Origin of the sequence: Streptomyces sp. NBC_01460 (assembly GCF_036227405.1) — a bacterium.
Classification (GTDB): Bacteria; Actinomycetota; Actinomycetes; order Streptomycetales; family Streptomycetaceae; genus Streptomyces.
The window spans coordinates 6,269,292-6,288,281 of the sequence record NZ_CP109473.1; the positions used below are offsets into that span (position 1 = coordinate 6,269,292).

Genomic DNA, 18,990 nt, shown 5'->3' on the forward strand with positions numbered 1-18,990 from the left:
CGCTGCATGGCACTGCCTTTCTTCATGGGTGGGAAGCCTGGTGCGCGAGGGTGTTCACGCGGGTGCTCCGAGCGCCTCGCTCCGGTCGCCCGCCCGTGCGGGCACTCCGTCGATGACGACCTCTATGGACGCGAGCACCTCGGCGCAACGGGTCCGCGCCTCCTCGGGAGAGGCGCCGGAGACGATGACGTGGCCGTGGCGGCTCTTGGAGTCGCGGACCTCCGGCACCGTGTCCCCGGGTCTCAGCCGGACGGTCAGCTCGTCGACGTGGCCGAGCGCGGCGGCTGCCTCGAGACCCCGGACCTCGTCGACGTGGCCGGGAGGGAAGGCGAAGAACCGCACGATCGCCGTAGCCGTAGCCGTAGCCGTAGCCGTAGCCGTGGGCTGTGACCGCTCGGTCTCGGTCCCGGTGCCGGCCAGGGCGGCGAAGATCGCCTGTTCCATGTCCAGGCCGGTCGCCAGCTGGACGAGCCTAGGTATGCGGTCGCCGCCGAGCCGTGCCTGCGACTCGACGATGCGCGGGCCCTCCTGCGTCCAGATCACCTCGGTGTGCGCGGGGCCGAAGCGGTAGCCACAGGCCGTGAGGAGCTCCGTCGTCAGTGCCTCCACGGCCTGTCTGCGGTCCTGGGGCAGCGGCGCCGGATGGACGTGCCCCACCTCCACGAACAGAGGTGGCGGGCCCAGCAGCTTCTCGGTGATCCCGACGACCTGGTGGCGGCCGTCCCTGCTCAAGGTCTCGACGCTGTACTCCGGACCGCGCAGGTACTCCTCGACGAGGAACGGGCCGTCGTAGGCGTACCGGTCGACCAGCTGGGTCCAGGGCGCCTGGTCGGCGGGTTCCTGCCACAGGAACACCCCGCGACTGCCGGCGAGCGCGGTCGGTTTGACGACGGCGGGCCACCCGATCCGGCGTACCGCGTCCGGCACCTCGTCCCGGGTCGCCGCCACGGCGAACGACACCGGGGACAGGCCGCGTTCGGCCAGCAGTTCCCGCATCGCGTGCTTGTCGGCGAGATACCGGATCGCCGACGCCGGGCTGAGCTCGGCGTGCAGCTCCTCGGCCACCTCGTAGGCGCTGACCATCGTCTCTTCCCGGCCGATGTGGTAGACCGCCGAGACGCCGTGCTCCTGCGCCACCTCACGGATGGTGCGGCGCAGCAGCTCCTCGTCCCCGAAGTCGGCCGTCACGAACAGGTCCGCCAGGGCGCGTACGTCTTCGAGGTACTCCGGGGACTCCAGGCGGGGGTCCCAGATCGCGCCGACCCAGAAGCCCTCCTCCTGCGCCTTCCTGACGAACTGGCGGTACGGCATCACCATCAGCAGGCGGGGCCGGCCGTCGCTGGGGGAGGACCGGGCGGGGGCGGTCACCGGGCACCTCCGCCGGCACCGGCGCCGACCGCGGCCGCCACCGGCTCGGCCGCGCGGCTCAGCAGGCTCAGGTACCGCTCGCCGGTGTCCGGCAGGAGGGTGACCACGCGCTTGCCCCGGTACTCCGGGCGGCCCGCCACGACACCGGACGCGTACACGACCGCGCCGGCCGAGACGCCGACCAGGAGGCCCGCGTGCGTGGCGAGCCGCCGGGTGGTGTCCAGCGCGTCGGTGTCGGAGACGGCGATCACCTCGTCGATGAGCTCCTGGTCCGTGGTCGGCGCGATGAAGCCGCCGTTGAACCCGGGGATGCAGTGCGTGCCGGGCTCGCCGCCGGACAGGAGCGGTGACCCCGCCGGCTCCACCGCCACGATGCGGACCGAGGGGAGCCGCTCACGGAGGTACCGGCCCGCGCCGCTGAGCGTGCCGCCGGTGCCGACCCCGCAGACGAAGACATCGATGCGCCCTTCGGTGTCGGACCAGATCTCCGGCCCGGTCGACTCGTAGTGCGCCCGCGCGTTGTCGGGGTTGTCGTGCTGTCGGCAGAACCACGACCCGGGGGTCGCGTGGTGGAGCTCCTCGGCCCTGTCGACCGCCGCCTGGTATCCGCCCGCGTGCGGTGTCGCCACCACCTCGGCACCGAGGGACTCGAGGATGGCCACCCGCTCCCGGGTCGCGTTGTCCGGCAGCACGATGACGCAGCGGTAGCCGCGGGCCGCCGCCAGCGCGGCCAGCGAGATCCCCGTGTTGCCCGAGGTCGCCTCGATCACGGTGCCGCCGACCGGGCCGAGCAGTCCCTGCTCCTCGGCACCGCGCAGCATCGAGAGCGCGGCCCGGTCCTTGCTGCTGGCCCAGGGGTTGAACAGCTCCAGCTTCGCCAGCACGCTGGTATCACCGGGTACGCCGTCCAGGATGCGGTCCACCGGGAGCCGCAGCAGCGGTGTGCCGCCGATCAGCTCGACGAGCGAGTCCGCGACCGGGCGCCGGGTGACCGGCTCGGTCCTGATGCTGATCTCCTTGGCGGCGGCCTCGGCGGTCCGCGCCGCGAGCTGCGCGGTCTCGGCCACCACGAGCACATGACCGGCCCGGTCGCCGTTGCGGCGGAGTTCGCGTATCTCGTCGCCCGGCTTCGGCTTGAGCACGACCTCCTCCACGCCGGGCAGCGCGGCGGCCCGCTCCTGGCCGCCTATGGAGACCACCCGGCCGGGCTGCGCCGTCAGATAGCGGATCGAGGTCCCGCCGACCGGCCGCTCGGGCAGGACCCGGGCCGGGAGCGGCTGGCCGAGGTACTGCCTGGCCACCAGCTCCAGGGAGCGGATGCCGAGAGCGCGGTCGACCAGGTAGGTGATCTTTCCGCCCGCGGGCCGCGGGTTGATCTCTATGAGCTTGGGCCCGGACGGGGTCACCTTGATCTCGACGTGGGCCATGCCCAGGTCGAACCCGACCGCACGCAGCGCGTCCACGGCCAGTTCGCCACAGGCGCTCACGATCGGCCCGGGAAGGCTGGACGGGAAGGTGTGGCCGAGCTCGACGAAGTACCCCAGGCCGCCGACCGACTTGTCGGTCACGCCGAACACCTCGTACCGGTCGCCCTCGGCCAGGACCTCCACGCTGACCTCGGGACCGCTGACGTACTCCTCGACCATCAGCTCGTGGTAGCGGCTCTGGCCCCGGGTGTTCTCCACCCGGGTCCGGATCAGCCGGACGTGCTCCGCGGCCTGGGCCGCGGTCTCCACCAGCCGGACGTCGGCGCTGCTGGTCTCGTCGGCCGGCTTCACCACGCAGGGGAGACCGATCTCGGCCGCGGCCGACTCCGCCTCCTCGGGGGTCCGCACCGTGCGGAACGCCGGCATCGGCACCCCGACCTCGGCGCAGCGCCGGCGCATCAACGCCTTGTTGCGTGCCACGGTGACCCCGTCGACGCTGACCGTGGGGAGCCCCAGCAGGACGGCCACCTCGGCGGCCACGACCACGTCGTACTCGGCCAGGGTCAGGAAGGCGTCGAACGGGTGCTCGGCTCCGGCCGCGTGCACGTGGGGCAGCAGCTTCTCGAGGATGTTGGTCTCGCAGTGGACGATCTCGTCCACGTAGTCGTCGAAGTAGGCCGGACCGCCCGGTACTTCGAGATACCGGTCCAGGTCGCGGGTGAAGAAGGTGACGCGGCAGTCGAGTTCCTTGATGATCTGCAGGCCCTCGAAGCCGGAACCGGAGAGGTTGCTCTCCAGGACACCGACATGAATCACGTATGCCTCCGTTGGCATGCCGACACACGGTCGGGTGGGGACGGGACGGACGGGGACGGGCGGGATGTCACCAGCACCCCGAGGTGGCCAGGGCGCGCAACAGCTGGGCGGCGTCCTCGCGGTCCTCGGCCGACGGCCGTCGCACGATCTCGGCCGCGGGAGCCATGACGCGTGCGCCGGGCGGCACATCGGTCAGCACGAGCGAACCCGCGCCGACCAGGGCGTCGTCGCCGACGGTGACCGGACCCAGCACGATCGCGTTGGCGCCGACCACCACCCGGTCGCCGAGGACCGGGTGACGACGTGCACCGGGCTCGCGCCGGCCGTCCCGCCACCAGCCGACCGCGCCGAGGGTGACCTGGTGGAAGATCGTGACGTCGTCACCGATCCTGGCGGTCTCCCCGATCACCACGGCGGCACCGTGATCGATGAACACGCGCCGGCCCAGGCACGCCGCCGGATGGATCTCGATGCCGCCGGTCGCGACGCGCGCCCCGTAGGCCAGGACCCGCGCGGTGTGACGGTGCCCGCGGGTGTGCAGGACATGGGCGAGACGGTGGGCCCACAGCGCGGGCAGCGCGGGATGCAGCAGTGCCTCCGCACGCGACCGCATCGACGGGTCCCGCGCGACGATCATGGCGAGGTCCTCCCTCGCCCTGGCGATCGTCCTGCGCATGTGGTCCTCCGTTGGTCATGGCCCGGTTCCCCCGCGGCCCGTCGGATGTGGGCGGCCGGGCTCAGTAGTTCGGGAGCTTGATGAGCGTGCCCGCGCCCCCGGTTATCTCCGGCACGTACACCCGCTCGTTCCAGGCGTCCTGAGCCACCGGTTCGAGGGCGATCGACACCGTGCCCCCGTCGACCGAGAACGCGGTCTGGACCGCCCTGGTGATCGCGTCGACCAAGGCCGACACCTGGTGTGCCTCGAGGTTGCCGGGGAAGTGTTTGATGTTGACGTGGGGCACTCCGATGACCTTTCTGGTGAGCCGTGCGGACTGGACGGCGGAGACGAGTTCGTCCACCCCGCCGGTGCGGAGCAGGGCGTAGTGGCCGGCCTCCAGCTCCTTGATCCTGGGAGGCGTGCTCGACAGGACGTGGCCGGAGTCGATGAAGGACCCCTGGTCGCCCCGGGCCCTGAACACGGTGACGGGCGCCGCGACGGTGCGCTCGGCCAGCTCGTGGGGGGCGTACTCGAACAGGAACGTCCGCCGCACCACCCCCACGATCCGTCGCACCAACTCCTGGTCCAGGTGCTCGAACCGGTCGCAGACGAAGGCGACGAACGAGTCCTCGTCATGGGTGGCGGCCAGGCACGCGTCGACCTCAGACCGCTCGAGGGTCCCGGCGAACACCGAGTACAGGATCGACACGAAGGTGGGGCTGGCGAAGCCGGCCGTGGTGTCGGCCGGGGACTCCTCGCGCACCTCCACCGGAGGCTTGCCCGGCGCGATGAGGGTCAGCTCCTCGACCCGCTGCCCCTGGCGCTCCAGCTGGTACGCCACTTCGAACGCGACCCGGGCCCCGAACGAGTAACCCCACAGCACGTACGGACCCTCGGGCTGGATTTTCCGTACGAGCGCGATGTCCTCGGCGACCGTCTCCTCGAACGTCGCGTACGCGGTCTCGCCCGCGTTGACGCCGTACGCCTGGACGCCGAAGAACGGTCGCTCCAGGTCGAGCCTGTTCGCGAGCAGCCGCAGACTCATCGGGTAGCCGCCCAGGCCCGGCCAGCAGAAGACCGGCCGGCGGCCGTCCCCGCCGCGCAACCGCACCGCTCTGGAGAGGGCGGTCGCGGGTTCCCGGTCGATGCGTCTGGCCAGCTCCGCGATCGTCGGCGCGTCGAACAGGACCTGGAGCGGGAGGGAGCTGCCCAGCTCCCTGTTGATCCGGCCGACCAGATTGACGGCGGTCAGCGAGTGGCCCCCGGCCGCGAAGAAGCTGTCGCGGATGGAGACCCGCTCCTGCCGGAGCACCTGCTGCCACAGCGCGGCCACGGTCTCCTCGGTCGGCGTGCGCGGCGGTACGACAGGAGCCTCGGCGTCGCGCACGGCGGCCTCGTCGAGGGCGCGCAGCGCCTGGTGGTCGATCTTGCCGTTGGCCGTGAGCGGGAAGGAGTCCAGCACGGTGACCCGGTTGGGCACCATGTACGGAGGCAGGGAGGCGGAGAGGTTGTCCCTGACGATCTCGGCCGGCCCACGGGTGTGGACGGAGTCCTCCTTCATGCCCTCGCTGAGCCGCTGCTCCGCGCTGACACGACCGCCGAGGGCGAAGTACGAGGCCCGGTCCGGTCCGAGGCCGGTGATGGCCGCGATGCGCCGGGCCGACGGCAGGTCGTTGCCGGTCTCCGAGCTGTAACCGGACGACATCAGCCCCACGCCGATGTCGTTCATCTGGAGGCGCTGCAGCTCCCGGCCGAGGTCGGTGTAGCGCTGCCAGGGGGCAGGGGACCGGCCGACCAGGGTGATCCCGAAGCTCGCGCGTTCGTAGACCTCCTGGTTGATGGCGATGACGTGCTGTCTCAGGACCAGTTCGTCGGACACCCGCTCCAGGCCGGTGCCGTCGTACCGGTACTGGCCGCCGTCCAGATCGGCGATCCGGCCCGGGTGGGCCTGCACGTAGACGTCCACCGCGGCGGGAACGGCGGGGGAGGAGGACGGCCTCACCTCGTAGGTGGCCAGGTGGTAGTCCTCGTCCGGGCACCGCAGGGCCGCCTTGACCTCGGGTGTTCCCTCACCTGCCTCGATCCGGAGGCCGAGTTCGGGAAGGAGCCCGTCGAACAGGCCGACCACGTGGCCGGCTTCGAACTGGAGCACTTCCTGGATGTTGTTGCGGTAGACCGGTTCGATCGCCGAACGGCGACCGATGAGGTGGACCCGCAGCCTCGGCCCGCCTGCCGGGGCGGGAGCGATCAGTGAGAGCTGATGGCTGACCGGGTTGTAGTAGTAGTGGCCGGCGTCGAGGTCCGCGACGCCGGACAGTTCGAGGTACAGCTGGGTGGCGTACAGCGCTCCGGGAGAGGCGTATCCGTACTTGGGCAGCAGCCTCTCGCCACTCGTGAACTGGCCGAAGGACCGCAGCAGGGTGCCGAGTTCGTCCCGGGTGAGGGTGCCCGGGTCACGGGGAGCGGCCGGGTGCTCCGTCCGCCCCGCGAGCAGGGCCAGGATGTCGTCCCTGGTGACCTCGCCGCCTTCGAAGAACCTGTAGGTCTTGCGGGCGAACACCGCGCGCCGCTGCCGGACCGTGGGCGACCGCCCGGGCAGATCGATGACGTGGTGTCCGGCGGTCTCCCGGCGGACTCCCAGGTCGGCGAGCTGAGCGCGTAGTTGCAGCTTGCTCTGCTTCGACTGGTGGTGGGCGCCGTGGTTGCCCTGGTCCATCAGCGCGGCCCGCTGGGGGTCGAGCTCGATGAACGAGATGAGGTTGGCACCGAGTCTGGGGTCCTCCCGCACCAGGACGGCGGCGCGCTTCACCCAGTCGTGCTTCTCGATCGCGACCTTGATCTCGTCCAGCTCCACCCGGAAGCCGCGCAGCTTGACCTGGGTGTCGGTGCGGCCGAGGAACTGGACGGTGCCGTCGTCGTTCCACCGGGCCAGATCACCGGTGCGGTAGAGCAGGGCGTACCGGGGATCGGTGGAGAACGGGTTGGGTATGAAGCGTTCGGCGGTCAGGTCGGGGCGCCTCAGATACCCGCGGGCGAGCTGGCGGCCCGCGATGTGGAGCTCCCCCGATTCTCCGTGCGCGACGGGCTGCCGGGCGGCGTCCAGGATGTGGAAGCTCACGTCCCGCACCGGCCGGCCTATGGAGACGTGGTCCGGGCCGTGCTGGACGGTGTCGCGGTCGACGCGGTGGGAGGACGCGTTGATCGTGCATTCGCTCGGGCCGTAGAGGTTGACCAGTTCGCTGTGGGGTAACGCGTCGAGCAGCTCGACCGCCAGGCTCTTGGGGAGTGCCTCGCCGCCGCTGAAGACATGGGTGAGCGAGGTGCACCGGGACAGCCGTCCGGTGTCGACGAGCGCCTGCAGCAGGGTGGGGACTCCCTGGAGGGTGGTCACCTCGTTCGCCACGATCAGGTCGATGAGCCCGCCGGGGTCGGCGTAGACCCCTCGTTCGCTCATCACCACACTGCTGCCGCAGGCCGGTGCGAGGATCTCCCACTGCGCCGCGTCGAAACTCAGCGGTGTCTTCTGCAGCACGGTCCTGCGCCGGTCGAGGCCGTGTTCGTCGGCCAGCCACCGCAACTGGGCCACGATGCTGTGGTGCTCGATGCCGATGCCCTTCGGGTTGCCCGTGCTCCCGGAGGTGTAGATGACATACGCGAGATCGTCGGCCTGTGCGTCCGAGGGCGCGTCCGAGTACCCGGACGGCCCGGCGGCAGCCCGTGCGGCCTGCCCGGTCCCGCGGGACGCTCCCGCGCCGGTGAGGGTGACGATCTCCGTGTCCGGTGGCGTCATCGCGGCCAGCCGGGGTGCCAGGGACTCGTCGGTCAGGATGACCTTGGCCTGCGAGTCGAGGATCATGTAGCGCACGCGCTCGTCCGGATACTCCGGCGACAGCGGCAGGTACGCGGCGCCTGCGTGCAGGACGCCCCAGACGCTCGCCATGAGATCGACGGAGGGCTCCATGAAGATGCCCACCAGCTCGTCGGTCGCCGCGCCGAACTGCCGTAGGCGGTCCGCCACGTCCTCGGCGCGCTCACCGAGCTGCTGAAAGGTCAGCCGCTCCGTGCCGCATATGACGGCGGTTCGGTCGGGCTGGAGACGTACTGACGTGCGCAGCATGTCTGACAGAGACAATTCCTCGGGCCCCGCTAGTTTCGCCATCATCCTTCGAACCTGGAATTCGTCTTCGTGGAGGGAATCGCCGGTGAGAGGCGTGCTGACATGACCGGTGTCAAAGGCAGCAACAATGATCGACCACCTGTTGTCGCGTAACAGACCCTGGGGACATGAATGAGGGGACCGTGGCCCGGGACGGTCTTCTTCCCGTGCCTCTCCCGCGGGGGAGCGGTCGCGTTCGCGCTGTGCGTGTATGAACGGCCTTGTCACTGAGGGAACTTCAGGCGGCCGTGCCGAGCTCTGACGGCGCTCAGGCCGTACCGGTACATCGGCGACATCGGTTCTGCGGTCGCGCAAAAAGCCCTGCGAGCACGCTTTTCACGCCTCCCCCCGAGTCGTTGATCCTCGCCCCTTGAATTCCGCCCCCCGTCAGGAGGATGCGGCGCAAGCCGAAACAGGACAACCTTTCTCGGCGAGCAGCCAGAACGTACACGATGGAAGTGGCCGGCGCCGGGTGGATCGGAAGGAGCGGCTGCCCCTTTTGTGGCACTTGCCGTCGCGTCGTTCACGGTGAGGGCCGCCCGGTCGCAGCGTTGCGTGATGCAAAGAGAGAGGCGGTGTTCCGGATGCTCGCCGTCGGTCGCGCGAGCGAGGTCCGAGCTCGTCACCAGCGGGAGTCGCTGTTGGAGGTGGCCGGGCGGCCCTGTTCGCACGGTCCGCCGACGGGCCGTCCGGCCGGGTGGCTCCTGGCGACGCGAACGTCTGTTGCCGTCTTCTGTAGTAAACATCGCGCGGCGGTGCGGCCCCTCGACGATCGGCCGAAAGGATCAGGACACTCGGAAACAGTTCACAGAGCTGCAATGGACAGGACAACCGATACGGCTCGGGACCGTTGTCCGGCCGCTTGCCCGGAGTGGCCCGGGCGGAGCGCGGTGTCCCGGGCGGAGGTCAGCTGCCGGGCGGCCGGACGATCGTGAACACGGCGCCCTCCGGGTCGGCCACCGTGGCCAGCCTGCCGCTGGACGCCTCCCGTGGCGGCTGCAGCACGTGCCCGCCGAGCTCCACCACGCGTGCCGCCGCCTCGTCGGTGTCGGCGACCTGGAAGTAGGTCATCCAGTGCGGGCCGCGGTCGCGCGGCAGGCCATGGCCCACACCGTGCAGCGCGGCCACCGGGCGGCCCTGGAGGTGCAGCGTCTGGTAGTCGAAGTCCGCCGAGACGACCGCCTCGGTCTCGAACCCGAACACGGCCTGGTAGAACTTGGCGACCGACGCGGTCTCCCGGGTCACCAGCTCGTTCCACACGGGAGTGCCCGGAGTGCCCGCGAGCGCGGTGCCGAGGTGCTCGGCGGCCTGCCACACGCCGAAGACCGCTCCGGCGGGGTCGGACGCGAGCAGGAGGCGGCCGGCGTCCCCCGCCTCGATGGGCCCGACGGCCACCGTCCCGCCGCACGACCGGATCGCCTCCGCCGTGGCGTCCGCGTCCTCCGTGGCGAGGTAGGTCGTCCAGGCGATCGGCAGGTGCCGGTCGGGCGGCAGCTGTCCGATGCCCGCGACCTCCTTGCCGCACAGCAGCGCACGGACGTAGGGCCCCAACTGCTCCGGTCCCGGCCGGAACTCCCAGCCGAACAGCCGGCTGTAGAACTCCTGGGTCGCGGTCAGGCCGTGCACGATCAGACTCACCCAGCACGGTGCTCCGGGCGTGCGCCGGGCGGCAGCCTCGGTCATCTTCTTCTCTCTCCTCGTACCATCGGGACGGCCGTACGGGAGGGCGGGGGCCTGCACGGCGTCCACCGGTACGGATACGGGTGCGTACGCTCCGTGCAGATGCTCGCACCACTCAGGCTCCGAAGCACCCGGCCGCGCCGCGTTTTCCGGCTTCCCCTCAACCGGGAGTCCGTTTTGGTGGGGTACATCCATTTCGGTACGAGGTCGCCCGGGGCGGCCCCTGCGCGAAGATGGCACCCATGAAGCCCATCATCACCGCATCCGAATACATGAGCGAGTCGGCCGGGCCGCGCCCGCCCGTGCTCCTGGACATCCGCTGGCAGCTCGGCGGGCCGAACGGCCGTGCCGACTACGAGGCCGGGCACCTTCCCGGGGCGGTCTTCGTCGATCTCGACTCCGAGCTCGCCGGCCCGGCGGGCACCGGCGGTCGCCACCCCCTGCCGGACCCGGAGGCCTTCGGCGCGGTCATGCGGCGCGCGGGGGTCGGCAAGGAGACCCCGGTGGTGGTCTACGACGGAGGCCAGGGATGGGCGGCGGCACGCGCCTGGTGGCTGCTGCGCTGGACCGGGCACCCCGATGTCCGCGTGCTCGACGGCGGTCTCGCCGCATGGACGGGTGAACTCACCACCGACGAGCCGAAGCCGGCCGAAGGGGATTTCCGGCCGGAGCCGGGTGCGCTGGGCCTCCTGGACGCGGACGCCGCCGCGGAGCTGGCCCGCTCCGGTCTGCTCCTCGACGCGCGGGCCGCGGAGCGCTACCGGGGCGACGTCGAGCCGATCGACCGCGTCGGCGGGCACATCCCGGGTGCGGTGTCCGCCCCCACCGCGCAGAACGTCGACGAGGGGGGCCGCTTCCTGCCCGCCGGCTCGCTGGCTTCCCGGTTCGCGGAGCTGGGCGCGGACAGCGGCACCCAGGTCGGCGTCTACTGCGGCTCGGGCGTCTCGGGTGCCCACGAGGTCCTGGCGCTGGAGCTCGCCGGGTACCGGGCCTCCCTGTACGCCGGGTCCTGGTCGGAGTGGTCCTCGGACGAGTCCCGCCCCGTCGCCACCGGGCCCGACCCCGTCTGACGCCGCCCCGCCCTCCGGACGCGGCGAGGGCCCGTACGCGGTGCGTACGGGCCCTCCTGGTGCCGCGGGCAGTCGGCCCGCTGTCAGTCCTGCTTCTTCCGGCGCGTGCCGAAGACGATCTCGTCCCAGCTCGGCACCGCCGCACGGCGTCCCGGACGGACACCGTCCGCCTCAGCCTGGCGGTCCGTCGTCCCGGTCAGCCGGTCGCGGTGGCCCGCCACCGCGCGGGGCATCAGGACGTCGGCGTACGCGGAACCCGCCCCGGCGGACGCCGCCGCGGCCGGAGGCTCGTCCGCCTCGGGCTCCTGGTGGACCGCGGGCTCGAGCGCGGGCGGTTCGGGCGGGGAGGGCCGCTCCGGGACGACCATGTCGCCACGGAAGCTCGGAACCGCCTCCAGGAGGCTGGTCAGCGAGTCGCGCTCACCGGCGGACACCCCGCCGACGCGCTCCTCCGGGTCTGGAGCCGAGGGGGCGGGGCGCTCGATCTGACGGTCCAGGGCACGGTCCAGCGGCCGGTCGCGCGGCAGCCGCGCGATCCGGGGCACGAACGGGAAGCTGGGCTCCGGTGCCGCGACGTCGTCGGTCTCGCCGATGAGCGAGCGTGCCTCTTCGTCCACGGCCTGGACCAGCCGGCGCGGCGGGTCGTACGTCCAGCTCGCCGAGTGCGGCTCACCGGCGACGCGGTAGACGAGGAGGACCTCCCAGGTGCCGTCGTCCCGGCGCCAGGAGTCCCACTGGACGGTCTCCCTGTCGGCGCCGCGCAGCAGCAGTCGCTCCTGCACCGCCTCGCCGAGCTGGGGACCGGTGTTCTCGCCGGGGCGCCGCACCGGTGTCTTCCGGGCGCGCTCGGCCATGAACGCGCGCTCCGCGAGCACGGGGCCCTCGAAGCGTCGCACCCGGTCCACCGGGATGCCGGCGAACTGGGCGACCTCCTCGGCGGAGGCGCCTGCGCGTATGCGCGCCTGGATGTCGCGCGGGCGGAGATGGCTCTCCACCTCGATCTCGATCTGGCCGAGCCGGGCGCGGTCATTGCGCACGGCGGCACGCAGCCGCTCATCGATCGGAAGCGTGTACTCCGTGCTGTCCGCAGCCTTGAGCACCAGTCGTGTGCCGTCGTTCGAGACGGCCACGACACGCAGTTCGGGCATGGGAACCTCCCGGGTGGTGCCTGCCGACGTCACGTGCGTCGCTGCTTCCGCTAGTCGAGTGTGACCTGCCCGGGTTCAGCCTGCCACAACCTTGCCAAGTTACCCGGCGTGTCGGGCCTTGGCCCTGGAACGCCACGATGGCACGATCACCTGTTTGCGACGCGGAGCGACCGGGTGGTCGCTCCATGCAGCAGGCGCCCGTGCGATGCCGCGGCGCCGCCGGTTCGGGTGCCGCCTTCGGCCCCCTCCCGCAGGTCCCGGATACCCGTGTGGGAGTCCGGCCCCAGGGCTCGCCACAGTACTCCATTCGGGCCACGTGGGTGGACCGGCGCGCCGCCGAAGTTCTCACCGGGCACGGGAGTTGGGTTACCCCGTTGTCCGCGCTATGCCCCCAATGAGTGTGCTGCTTCACAAAATCTCCAGAAACGGAACTATCTGATTCGCTCAAATGTCCTGTCCTGGTGCAAGGTGGGGTAGTTGTCGAGCAGGGGCTGATCATGGTTCAGAAGCCGCAGAGTGATGCGGAACATAAGGAAAGGCGCATAGATCTGAGCCTGCCGCAGGTCGCCGGCAGCGCCGTCGCGGCGGTGGCGGCGGCGGTGATGGCCTCGCAGCTCGGTGTGTACGGGACGATCGCCGGCGCCGGCGTGATGAGCGTGGTCGCCACCTGCGGGGGATCCGTCTTCCAGCACTTCTTCCGTCGTACGGGGGAGCAGATCCGCGAAGTCACCGTCCAGGTGAAGCATCCGGCGGGCCGTCAGGTGACGGTGCGCACCCGGGAGACATCGCCCGTGCCCCGGGGGCGTGAGGACGACGCGACCCGCGTGCTGCGCACCGCGGAGTCCGAGGCGGAACGCACCACGGTGCTCCGGCAGGTCGGATCCGGTGGCTCGGACCCGGAGCGCACCACGGTGCTGCGGCAGGTCGGACCCGGCGGTACGGACCCGGACCGCACCACGGTGCTCCGGAAGGCGAGGCCCGGAGGCGCGGGCGACGCGGAGCCGCGCCCGGGTGAGGCACTCCCGGACGACTCCTATTCCGACGCCCGCACGCACGGCACCCGCGTGCGGGGCTGGAAGCGGTCGGTCCTCGCGGCGACGGGGGTCTTCGTCCTGTCCATGGCCGGTATCACCGTGTACGAAATGGTGTCCGGCCATGACCTGGGGGGCAACGGAGGGACGACGATCGGCTCCGTCGTGAGCGGGGAGCGCCACGGTGGGCCGACCTCGCCGTCGCCCTCCTCCGGCACGGGCCGGGAGGAGGACGGGAGCGACGGGGGTGACGGCGGCGTGCCGGACGGCGGGAGCTCCACGACGCCCGGAACCGACCCCGGCGACGGCCGGAGCGCCCAGCCCGAGCCCTCCGGCGGCGGCGGGTCGGTCACCGGCCCCACCCCCACACCTTCCGCGTCCTCCGGGGCGAGCACCCCGGAACCCACCCCTACGACACCGGACGCCGGCGACACCCCTCCGGCGGCACCGGATCCGACGGTGACGGGTGAGGCCCCGGACCAGCAGGACGGTACCGGGACGGGGACGGACACCGACCGGTGACCCGAGCCGCCCGGCCCGCGGGGCTCAGTCCCCGAGCACGCGGCGCAGGTAGTCGTTGGCGAACAGCCGGTCCGGGTCGAGCCGGTCACGTACGGCGGTGAACTCCCCGAACCGGGGGTAGACCCCGGCGAGGTAGCCGGAGTCCCGGGTGTGGATCTTGCCCCAGTGCGGGCGGCCCTCGTACGCCGTCATGATCCGCTCGACCGCCGTGAAGTACGCCTGGTACGGAGTGCCCCGGTACAGGTGCACCGCGATGTAGGCGCTCTCCCGGCCCGAGGCCGTGGAGAGCGCGATGTCGTCCGCGGGCGCCGTGCGGACCTCCACCGGGAAGCTGATCCGCAGAGGTGAGCGCTCCACCATGGCCTTGAGCTCACGTAGCGCCTCGACGGCGACCTCGCGGGGCAGCGCGTACTCCATCTCAACGAAGCGCACCCGCCTGGGGCTGGTGAACACCTTGTACGGGATGTCCGTGTACGTACGGGCCGACAGCGCGCGGCTGGAGATCCTCGCGAGGGAGGGGATGGCCCCGGGGAGCACCCGGCCGACGGAACAGGCGACCTGGAAGATCCCGTTGGAGAGGAGCTCGTCCTCGATCCAGCCGCTGATCCGCCCGGGCGGATCAGCGGGACCCGCGCTGCGGTTGTTGCGCTTGGTGTTGCAGTTGCCGGTGTGCGGGAACCAGTAGAACTCGAAGTGTTCGTTCTCCGCGACGAGCTGACCGAAATCGGCGGTGACCCGGTCGAAGGTCATCGGTTCCTCACGGGCGGTGAGGAGGAAGACGGGTTCCACCGCGAAGGTGACGGCCGTGACCACGCCGAGCGCGCCGAGCCCGATCCGGGCGGCCGCGAAGACGTCCGGGTTCTCGTCGGCCGAGCAGCGCAGCACCGTGCCGTCCGCCGTGACCAGCTCCAGCGCGCGGATCTGGGCGGCGATCGACGCCGAGTCACGGCCGGTGCCGTGCGTACCCGTGGAGGTGGCTCCGGCGACCGTCTGCTCCATGATGTCGCCCATGTTGGTGAGGGAGAGCCCCTCACGGGCGAGCGCCGCGTTCAGGCGCTTCAACGGCGTGCCGGCCTCGACCGTCACGGTCATCGCCGTGCGGTCGACGTCCCGGATGCCGGTGAGCAGGTCCGGGCGTATGAGGACGCCGTCGGTGGCCGCGGTCGCGGTGAACGAATGACCGGTGCCGACGGGCTTGACCGTCAGACCGTCCTCGGACGCCCTGCGGAGCACCTCGGCGAGCTCGTCGACGGAAGCGGGGGACGCCACGCGTGCGGGCCGGGCGGTGACATTGCCCGCCCAGTTACGCCACGTGCTCGCCGTCCGTGCGTAGGTGTCGGTCATCTTCCCCGCGCCCTCCCGTAGGAACCGGCTCCGCGAGCCGGCGATACCCCAGGAGCGCCACCGCGGCCGCGAGCGCTCCCGCCACGGCGGGCACCGCGTACCCCGCCTCCGCCCCGGAGGCGTCGACCACCCAGCCTGCGGCGGAGGAGCCGAGCGCCACCCCGACCGCGAGTCCGGTGCTGGTCCAGGTCATGCCCTCGGTGAGCTGGGTGCGCGGTACGTGCTGTTCGACGAGAGCCATCGTGGTGACCATCGTCGGTGCGATGGCGAGGCCCGCGACAAAGAGCGCCACGGCCAGGAACGGCAGGCTCCCGGCCAGTTGGAGGGGGATCATACTCACGGCCATCGCACCCACTCCCACCAGCCACCGCGTGGAGGGCTTCCCCCGCAGGTGCAGCAGGCCGAAGACCGCCCCGGCGAGGCACGACCCCAGGGCGTAGACGGCCAGCACGAGACTGGCCGCGGCCTTGTGGCCGCGCTCCTCGGCGAACGCCACGGTCACCACGTCCACCGCGCCGAAGATCGCCCCCGTGGCGACGAACGTGACCACCAGCACCTGGAGACCGGTCGAACGCAGGGCCGACCCGCCGGTGTGGTGCTCCTTCGGGTGCGGTCTGGGCTCGGTCGCCCGCTGGGCCGTCAGCCAGAAGACGCCCACCACCAGGAACCCGCCGGCCAGCAGGGGGCCCGCCTCGGGGAACCAGGCGGTGGACAGGCCGATGGAGACGATGGGCCCGAAGATGAAGCACACCTCGTCGACGATCGACTCCCAGGAGTACGCGGTGTGCAGCTGCCGCCCGGACCCCCGGTAGATCTCGGCCCAGCGGGCCCGGACCATCGACCCCACGCTCGGGACGCAGCCGGCGCCCGCGGCGAAGACGAACAGGGTCCAGTCGGGCAGCCGCTGCTGGGCGCAGAGCAGCAGCCCGGCGACCGACGCGGCGGCGAACAGGGTGACGGGGCGCAGGACCCTGCGCTGTCCGTGGCGGTCGACGAGCCGGGAGACCTGCGGCCCCATGACGGCGGCCGCCATGGCGAGGGTCGCGGAGAGCGCGCCCGCCAGCCCGTACCGGCCGGTGAGCTGGGAGACCATCGTCACCACGCCGATCCCCATCATGGACAACGGCATCCGGCCGAGGAACCCGGCCGCCGAGAACTCCCGGGTTCCCGGGGCGGCGAAGATGGCGCGGTAGGGGCTGGGCAAAGGGAGCTCCGGGGAGGCCTGTCAGGTGTACGAGGGGCTGACACAGCTTACGGCGGCCGCGTGGCGCGCGGACCCGCCGACGGCGGTTGCCGCGCTGTCGGCGGCGGGTGGCAGGATCGGGTGCATGTCCGATCTGCGCGGTCCCGCTCCCTACGACGCCCTGCTGCTGCTCTCCTTCGGCGGTCCCGAAGGCCCTGACGACGTGGTCCCGTTCCTGGCGAACGTGACGCGTGGCCGGGGCATCCCCGAGGAGCGGCTCAAGGAGGTCGGCAAGCACTACTTCCTCTTCGGGGGCGTGAGCCCGATCAACGCGCAGAACAGGGCGCTGCTCGACGCCCTGCGCAAGGACTTCGCGGACCACGGCCTCGAACTGCCGGTGTACTGGGGCAACCGCAACTGGGCCCCCTACCTCACCGACACCCTGCGCGAGATGGTCACGGACGGACACCGCCGGATCGCCGTCCTCGCCACCAGCGCCTACGCCTCGTACTCCGGCTGCCGCCAGTACCGCGAGAACCTCGCGGAGTCGCTGTCCGCGCTGGAGGCCGAGGGGCTCCCGGTGCCGCGCGTCGACAAGCTGCGGCACTACTTCAACCACCCCGGCTTCGTCCGGCCGATGGTCGACGGTGTGCTCGCCTCGCTGGCCGGCCTCCCCGAGGACGTCAGGGCGGGGGCGCATCTCGCCTTCACCACCCACTCCATCCCCACCTCGGCGGCCGACACCTCCGGGCCGGCGGAGACCCACGGCGACGGCGGTTCCTACGTCGCCGAACACCTCGACGTCGCCCGGCTGATCACCGAGGCCGTGCGCGAGGAGACCGGAGTCGAGCACCCCTGGGAGCTGGTCTACCAGTCGCGCAGCGGCGCCCCGCACATCCCGTGGCTCGAGCCCGACATCTGCGACCACCTGGAGACGCTCCACGGCGACGGCGTCCCCGCGGTCGTCATGGCCCCCATCGGTTTCGTGTCCGACCACATGGAGGTGCTGTACGACCTCGACACCGAGGCCACCGCGAAGGCGGCCGAGCTCGGGCTCCCGGTGCGCCGCTCCGCGACGGTGGGGGCCGACCCCCGGTTCGCCGCCGCCGTGCGCGAGCTCGTCCTGGAGCGCGCCGCGGCGGAGCAGGACCGGCCCGTCGCGCCGTGCGCCCTGGGCGCGCTCGGCCCGTCCCACGACCTCTGTCCCGTCGGCTGCTGCCCGGCCAGGGCCCCCAAGCCCGCGGCCGCCGGGGCCGACAGCCCGTTCTGACCGGCCGCCTTCCCACCGCCCGGGCCCGGACGAGCCCGTCCCGCGACACGACCTCTGGAGCGCTGTGACCGACCCCCTCCTGTCCGAACTGCTCGACCTCGCCCTGGAGGCCGCCCGCAGGGCCGGCGCGCTGCTCCGCGACGGACGTCCCGCCGACCTCGGGGTGGCCGCGACGAAGTCCAGCCCCATCGACGTCGTCACCGAGATGGACATCCGGGCGGAGAAGCTGATCACCGGCTACCTCTCCGAGCACCGACCCGCCGACGGTTTCCTCGGCGAGGAGGGCGCGAGCGCCGAGGGCACCAGCGGCATCCGGTGGGTCATCGACCCGCTCGACGGCACGGTGAACTACCTCTACGGCCTCCCCACCTGGTCCGTCTCCATCGCCGCCGAGCGCGACGGGGAACGGGTCGTCGGCGTGGTCGAGGCACCGATGCGGCGCGAGACGTTCCACGCGGTGCTGGGAGGCGGTGCGTACGGGAACGGCGACCGGTTGCGGTGCCGCCCGACGGCACCCCTCGACCAGGCCCTGGTGTCGACCGGCTTCAACTACGTCACCGAGGTCCGCGCCCACCAGGCGGCCGTGGCCCAGCAGCTGATCCCGCGGCTGCGCGACATCCGCCGCGGGGGATCGGCAGCCATCGAGCTCTGCGACGTCGCGGCCGGCCGGCTCGACGGCTACTACGAGCGCGGACTCCACCCGTGGGACGTCGCGGCGGGCGACCTCATCGCCAGGGAGGCGGGCGCCCTCACCGGGGGCAGGCCCGGCCGGCCCGCGGACGGAGACCTGACGGTCGCGGCGACCCCCGGCGTCTTCGAGCCGCTGCAGGCGCTCCTCGAGGAACTGGGAGCCTGGCACGACTGACGCAGGACCTCCCCGAGCCCGTCGCGGCCCCCAGGGAGGACGCACGACACGAGAGGGCCCCGGAGAGCCATGACGGCTCCCGGGGCCCTCTCGTAGCGGCTCAAACGCTTGTGGCGCCGATTTCCACGCCGTGCTCGGCGGCGAGGCGGTGCAGGTCGTCAAGCTCTCCCTGCTCGACGTCCGCGAGGAAGTCGTCGCCCGTCTCGCGAGCCTTCGTGAGGTCGGACTCGGTGGTTCTGATGCGTTGCAGCAGACCTGCGGTGAAAGCGTCCATGAAGCGCCCCCTCGTCGTGGGTCGGTGGCACGGGGGTGTGCCCGGTGGTCCTCCGGTCCGCGAACCGGAGTGCGGGTGATCACGCAGTCCCTCTGGAAGCAGGACGGGCTGTGGTACGCCACATGCAGGGCGTGATCGCGGGTGTGAGGTCGTCCTCCCCCTGGCGGGCCCGGGAGAA

At 71.9% G+C, this 18,990-nt stretch carries 13 protein-coding genes and 1 pseudogene; 4 read left to right on the plus strand and 10 right to left on the minus strand.

Going from position 1 to position 18,990, the window contains the following annotated elements; genetic code table 11:
* Positions 1-54: 54 nt before the first annotated feature.
* From OG488_RS28355 to OG488_RS28380, 6 genes and pseudogenes are all read right to left on the minus strand, one after another.
* The gene (locus OG488_RS28355; RefSeq protein ID WP_329233688.1) at positions 55-1,368 is read right to left on the minus strand and encodes an ATP-grasp domain-containing protein; all 1,314 of its coding nucleotides are present in this window, start codon (positions 1,366-1,368) and stop codon (positions 55-57) included.
* Complete coding sequence (locus tag OG488_RS28360; protein ID WP_406466321.1) at positions 1,365-2,669, minus strand: pyridoxal-phosphate dependent enzyme; 1,305 nt, start codon at positions 2,667-2,669, stop codon at positions 1,365-1,367. Before OG488_RS28360 ends, OG488_RS28355 begins: the two co-directional genes overlap by 4 nt.
* Before the next feature lie 57 nt (positions 2,670-2,726).
* Positions 2,727-3,629 (minus strand): annotated as a pseudogene (locus OG488_RS28365) (ATP-grasp domain-containing protein); the annotation flags it as partial.
* 49 nt (positions 3,630-3,678) lie between these two features.
* Positions 3,679-4,287, minus strand: coding sequence for a serine O-acetyltransferase EpsC (gene epsC, locus OG488_RS28370; protein ID WP_329233691.1), 609 nt, complete (start codon positions 4,285-4,287; stop codon positions 3,679-3,681).
* Between the two features lie 61 nt (positions 4,288-4,348).
* Entirely contained in the window at positions 4,349-8,386 is a 4,038-nt protein-coding gene (locus OG488_RS28375; protein ID WP_329233693.1) for an amino acid adenylation domain-containing protein, read from the minus strand.
* Positions 8,387-9,331: 945 nt separating this feature from the next.
* Positions 9,332-10,108 (minus strand): VOC family protein, encoded by a 777-nt coding sequence (locus OG488_RS28380; protein WP_329233694.1) that lies wholly within the window; start codon positions 10,106-10,108, stop codon positions 9,332-9,334.
* Positions 10,109-10,347: 239 nt separating this feature from the next.
* On the opposite strand from OG488_RS28380, the gene OG488_RS28385 reads away from it, so the two are divergent.
* Positions 10,348-11,175, plus strand: coding sequence for a sulfurtransferase (locus tag OG488_RS28385; RefSeq protein ID WP_329233696.1), 828 nt, complete (start codon positions 10,348-10,350; stop codon positions 11,173-11,175).
* An 83-nt stretch (positions 11,176-11,258) separates the two neighbouring features.
* Here the strand turns inward: OG488_RS28385 and sepH are convergent, their stop codons facing one another.
* A complete protein-coding gene (sepH, locus tag OG488_RS28390; RefSeq protein ID WP_329233698.1) occupies positions 11,259-12,323 on the minus strand; it encodes a septation protein SepH in 1,065 nt (354 codons plus the stop codon).
* A 497-nt stretch (positions 12,324-12,820) separates the two neighbouring features.
* On the opposite strand from sepH, the gene OG488_RS28395 reads away from it, so the two are divergent.
* A complete protein-coding gene (locus tag OG488_RS28395; protein ID WP_329233700.1) occupies positions 12,821-13,876 on the plus strand; it encodes a hypothetical protein in 1,056 nt (351 codons plus the stop codon).
* 24 nt (positions 13,877-13,900) lie between these two features.
* Here the strand turns inward: OG488_RS28395 and OG488_RS28400 are convergent, their stop codons facing one another.
* Both OG488_RS28400 and OG488_RS28405 read right to left on the minus strand, forming a co-directional pair.
* A complete protein-coding gene (locus OG488_RS28400; protein WP_329233702.1) occupies positions 13,901-15,220 on the minus strand; it encodes a D-arabinono-1,4-lactone oxidase in 1,320 nt (439 codons plus the stop codon).
* Entirely contained in the window at positions 15,180-16,424 is a 1,245-nt protein-coding gene (locus OG488_RS28405; protein WP_329233704.1) for an MFS transporter, read from the minus strand. The genes OG488_RS28400 and OG488_RS28405 overlap by 41 nt, the downstream gene beginning before the upstream one ends.
* A gap of 124 nt (positions 16,425-16,548) precedes the next feature.
* Here OG488_RS28405 and OG488_RS28410 point away from each other — a divergent pair, with 124 nt between their 5' ends.
* Positions 16,549-17,673 carry a ferrochelatase gene (locus OG488_RS28410; RefSeq protein WP_329233706.1) on the plus strand — a complete coding sequence of 375 codons (1,125 nt, stop codon included), beginning with the start codon at positions 16,549-16,551 and terminating at the stop codon, positions 17,671-17,673.
* A 64-nt stretch (positions 17,674-17,737) separates the two neighbouring features.
* The gene (locus OG488_RS28415) at positions 17,738-18,538 is read left to right on the plus strand and encodes an inositol monophosphatase family protein (RefSeq protein WP_329233708.1); all 801 of its coding nucleotides are present in this window, start codon (positions 17,738-17,740) and stop codon (positions 18,536-18,538) included.
* A gap of 100 nt (positions 18,539-18,638) precedes the next feature.
* Here the strand turns inward: OG488_RS28415 and OG488_RS28420 are convergent, their stop codons facing one another.
* Complete coding sequence (locus tag OG488_RS28420) at positions 18,639-18,812, minus strand: hypothetical protein (protein ID WP_329233710.1); 174 nt, start codon at positions 18,810-18,812, stop codon at positions 18,639-18,641.
* Between the last annotated feature and the right edge of the window lie 178 nt (positions 18,813-18,990).

Bases quoted from the DNA above. Each gene is read 5' to 3' on its own strand.
- epsC (WP_329233691.1), bottom strand. From the start codon at position 4,287: ATGCGCAGGACGATCGCCAGGGCGAGGGAGGACCTCGCCATGATCGTC.
- OG488_RS28375 (WP_329233693.1), bottom strand. From the start codon at position 8,386: ATGCTGCGCACGTCAGTACGTCTCCAGCCCGACCGAACCGCCGTCATA.
- OG488_RS28380 (WP_329233694.1), bottom strand. From the start codon at position 10,108: ATGACCGAGGCTGCCGCCCGGCGCACGCCCGGAGCACCGTGCTGGGTG.
- OG488_RS28385 (WP_329233696.1), top strand. From the start codon at position 10,348: ATGAAGCCCATCATCACCGCATCCGAATACATGAGCGAGTCGGCCGGG.
- sepH (WP_329233698.1), bottom strand. From the start codon at position 12,323: ATGCCCGAACTGCGTGTCGTGGCCGTCTCGAACGACGGCACACGACTG.
- OG488_RS28395 (WP_329233700.1), top strand. From the start codon at position 12,821: ATGGTTCAGAAGCCGCAGAGTGATGCGGAACATAAGGAAAGGCGCATA.
- OG488_RS28400 (WP_329233702.1), bottom strand. From the start codon at position 15,220: ATGACCGACACCTACGCACGGACGGCGAGCACGTGGCGTAACTGGGCG.
- OG488_RS28410 (WP_329233706.1), top strand. From the start codon at position 16,549: ATGTCCGATCTGCGCGGTCCCGCTCCCTACGACGCCCTGCTGCTGCTC.
- OG488_RS28420 (WP_329233710.1), bottom strand. From the start codon at position 18,812: ATGGACGCTTTCACCGCAGGTCTGCTGCAACGCATCAGAACCACCGAG.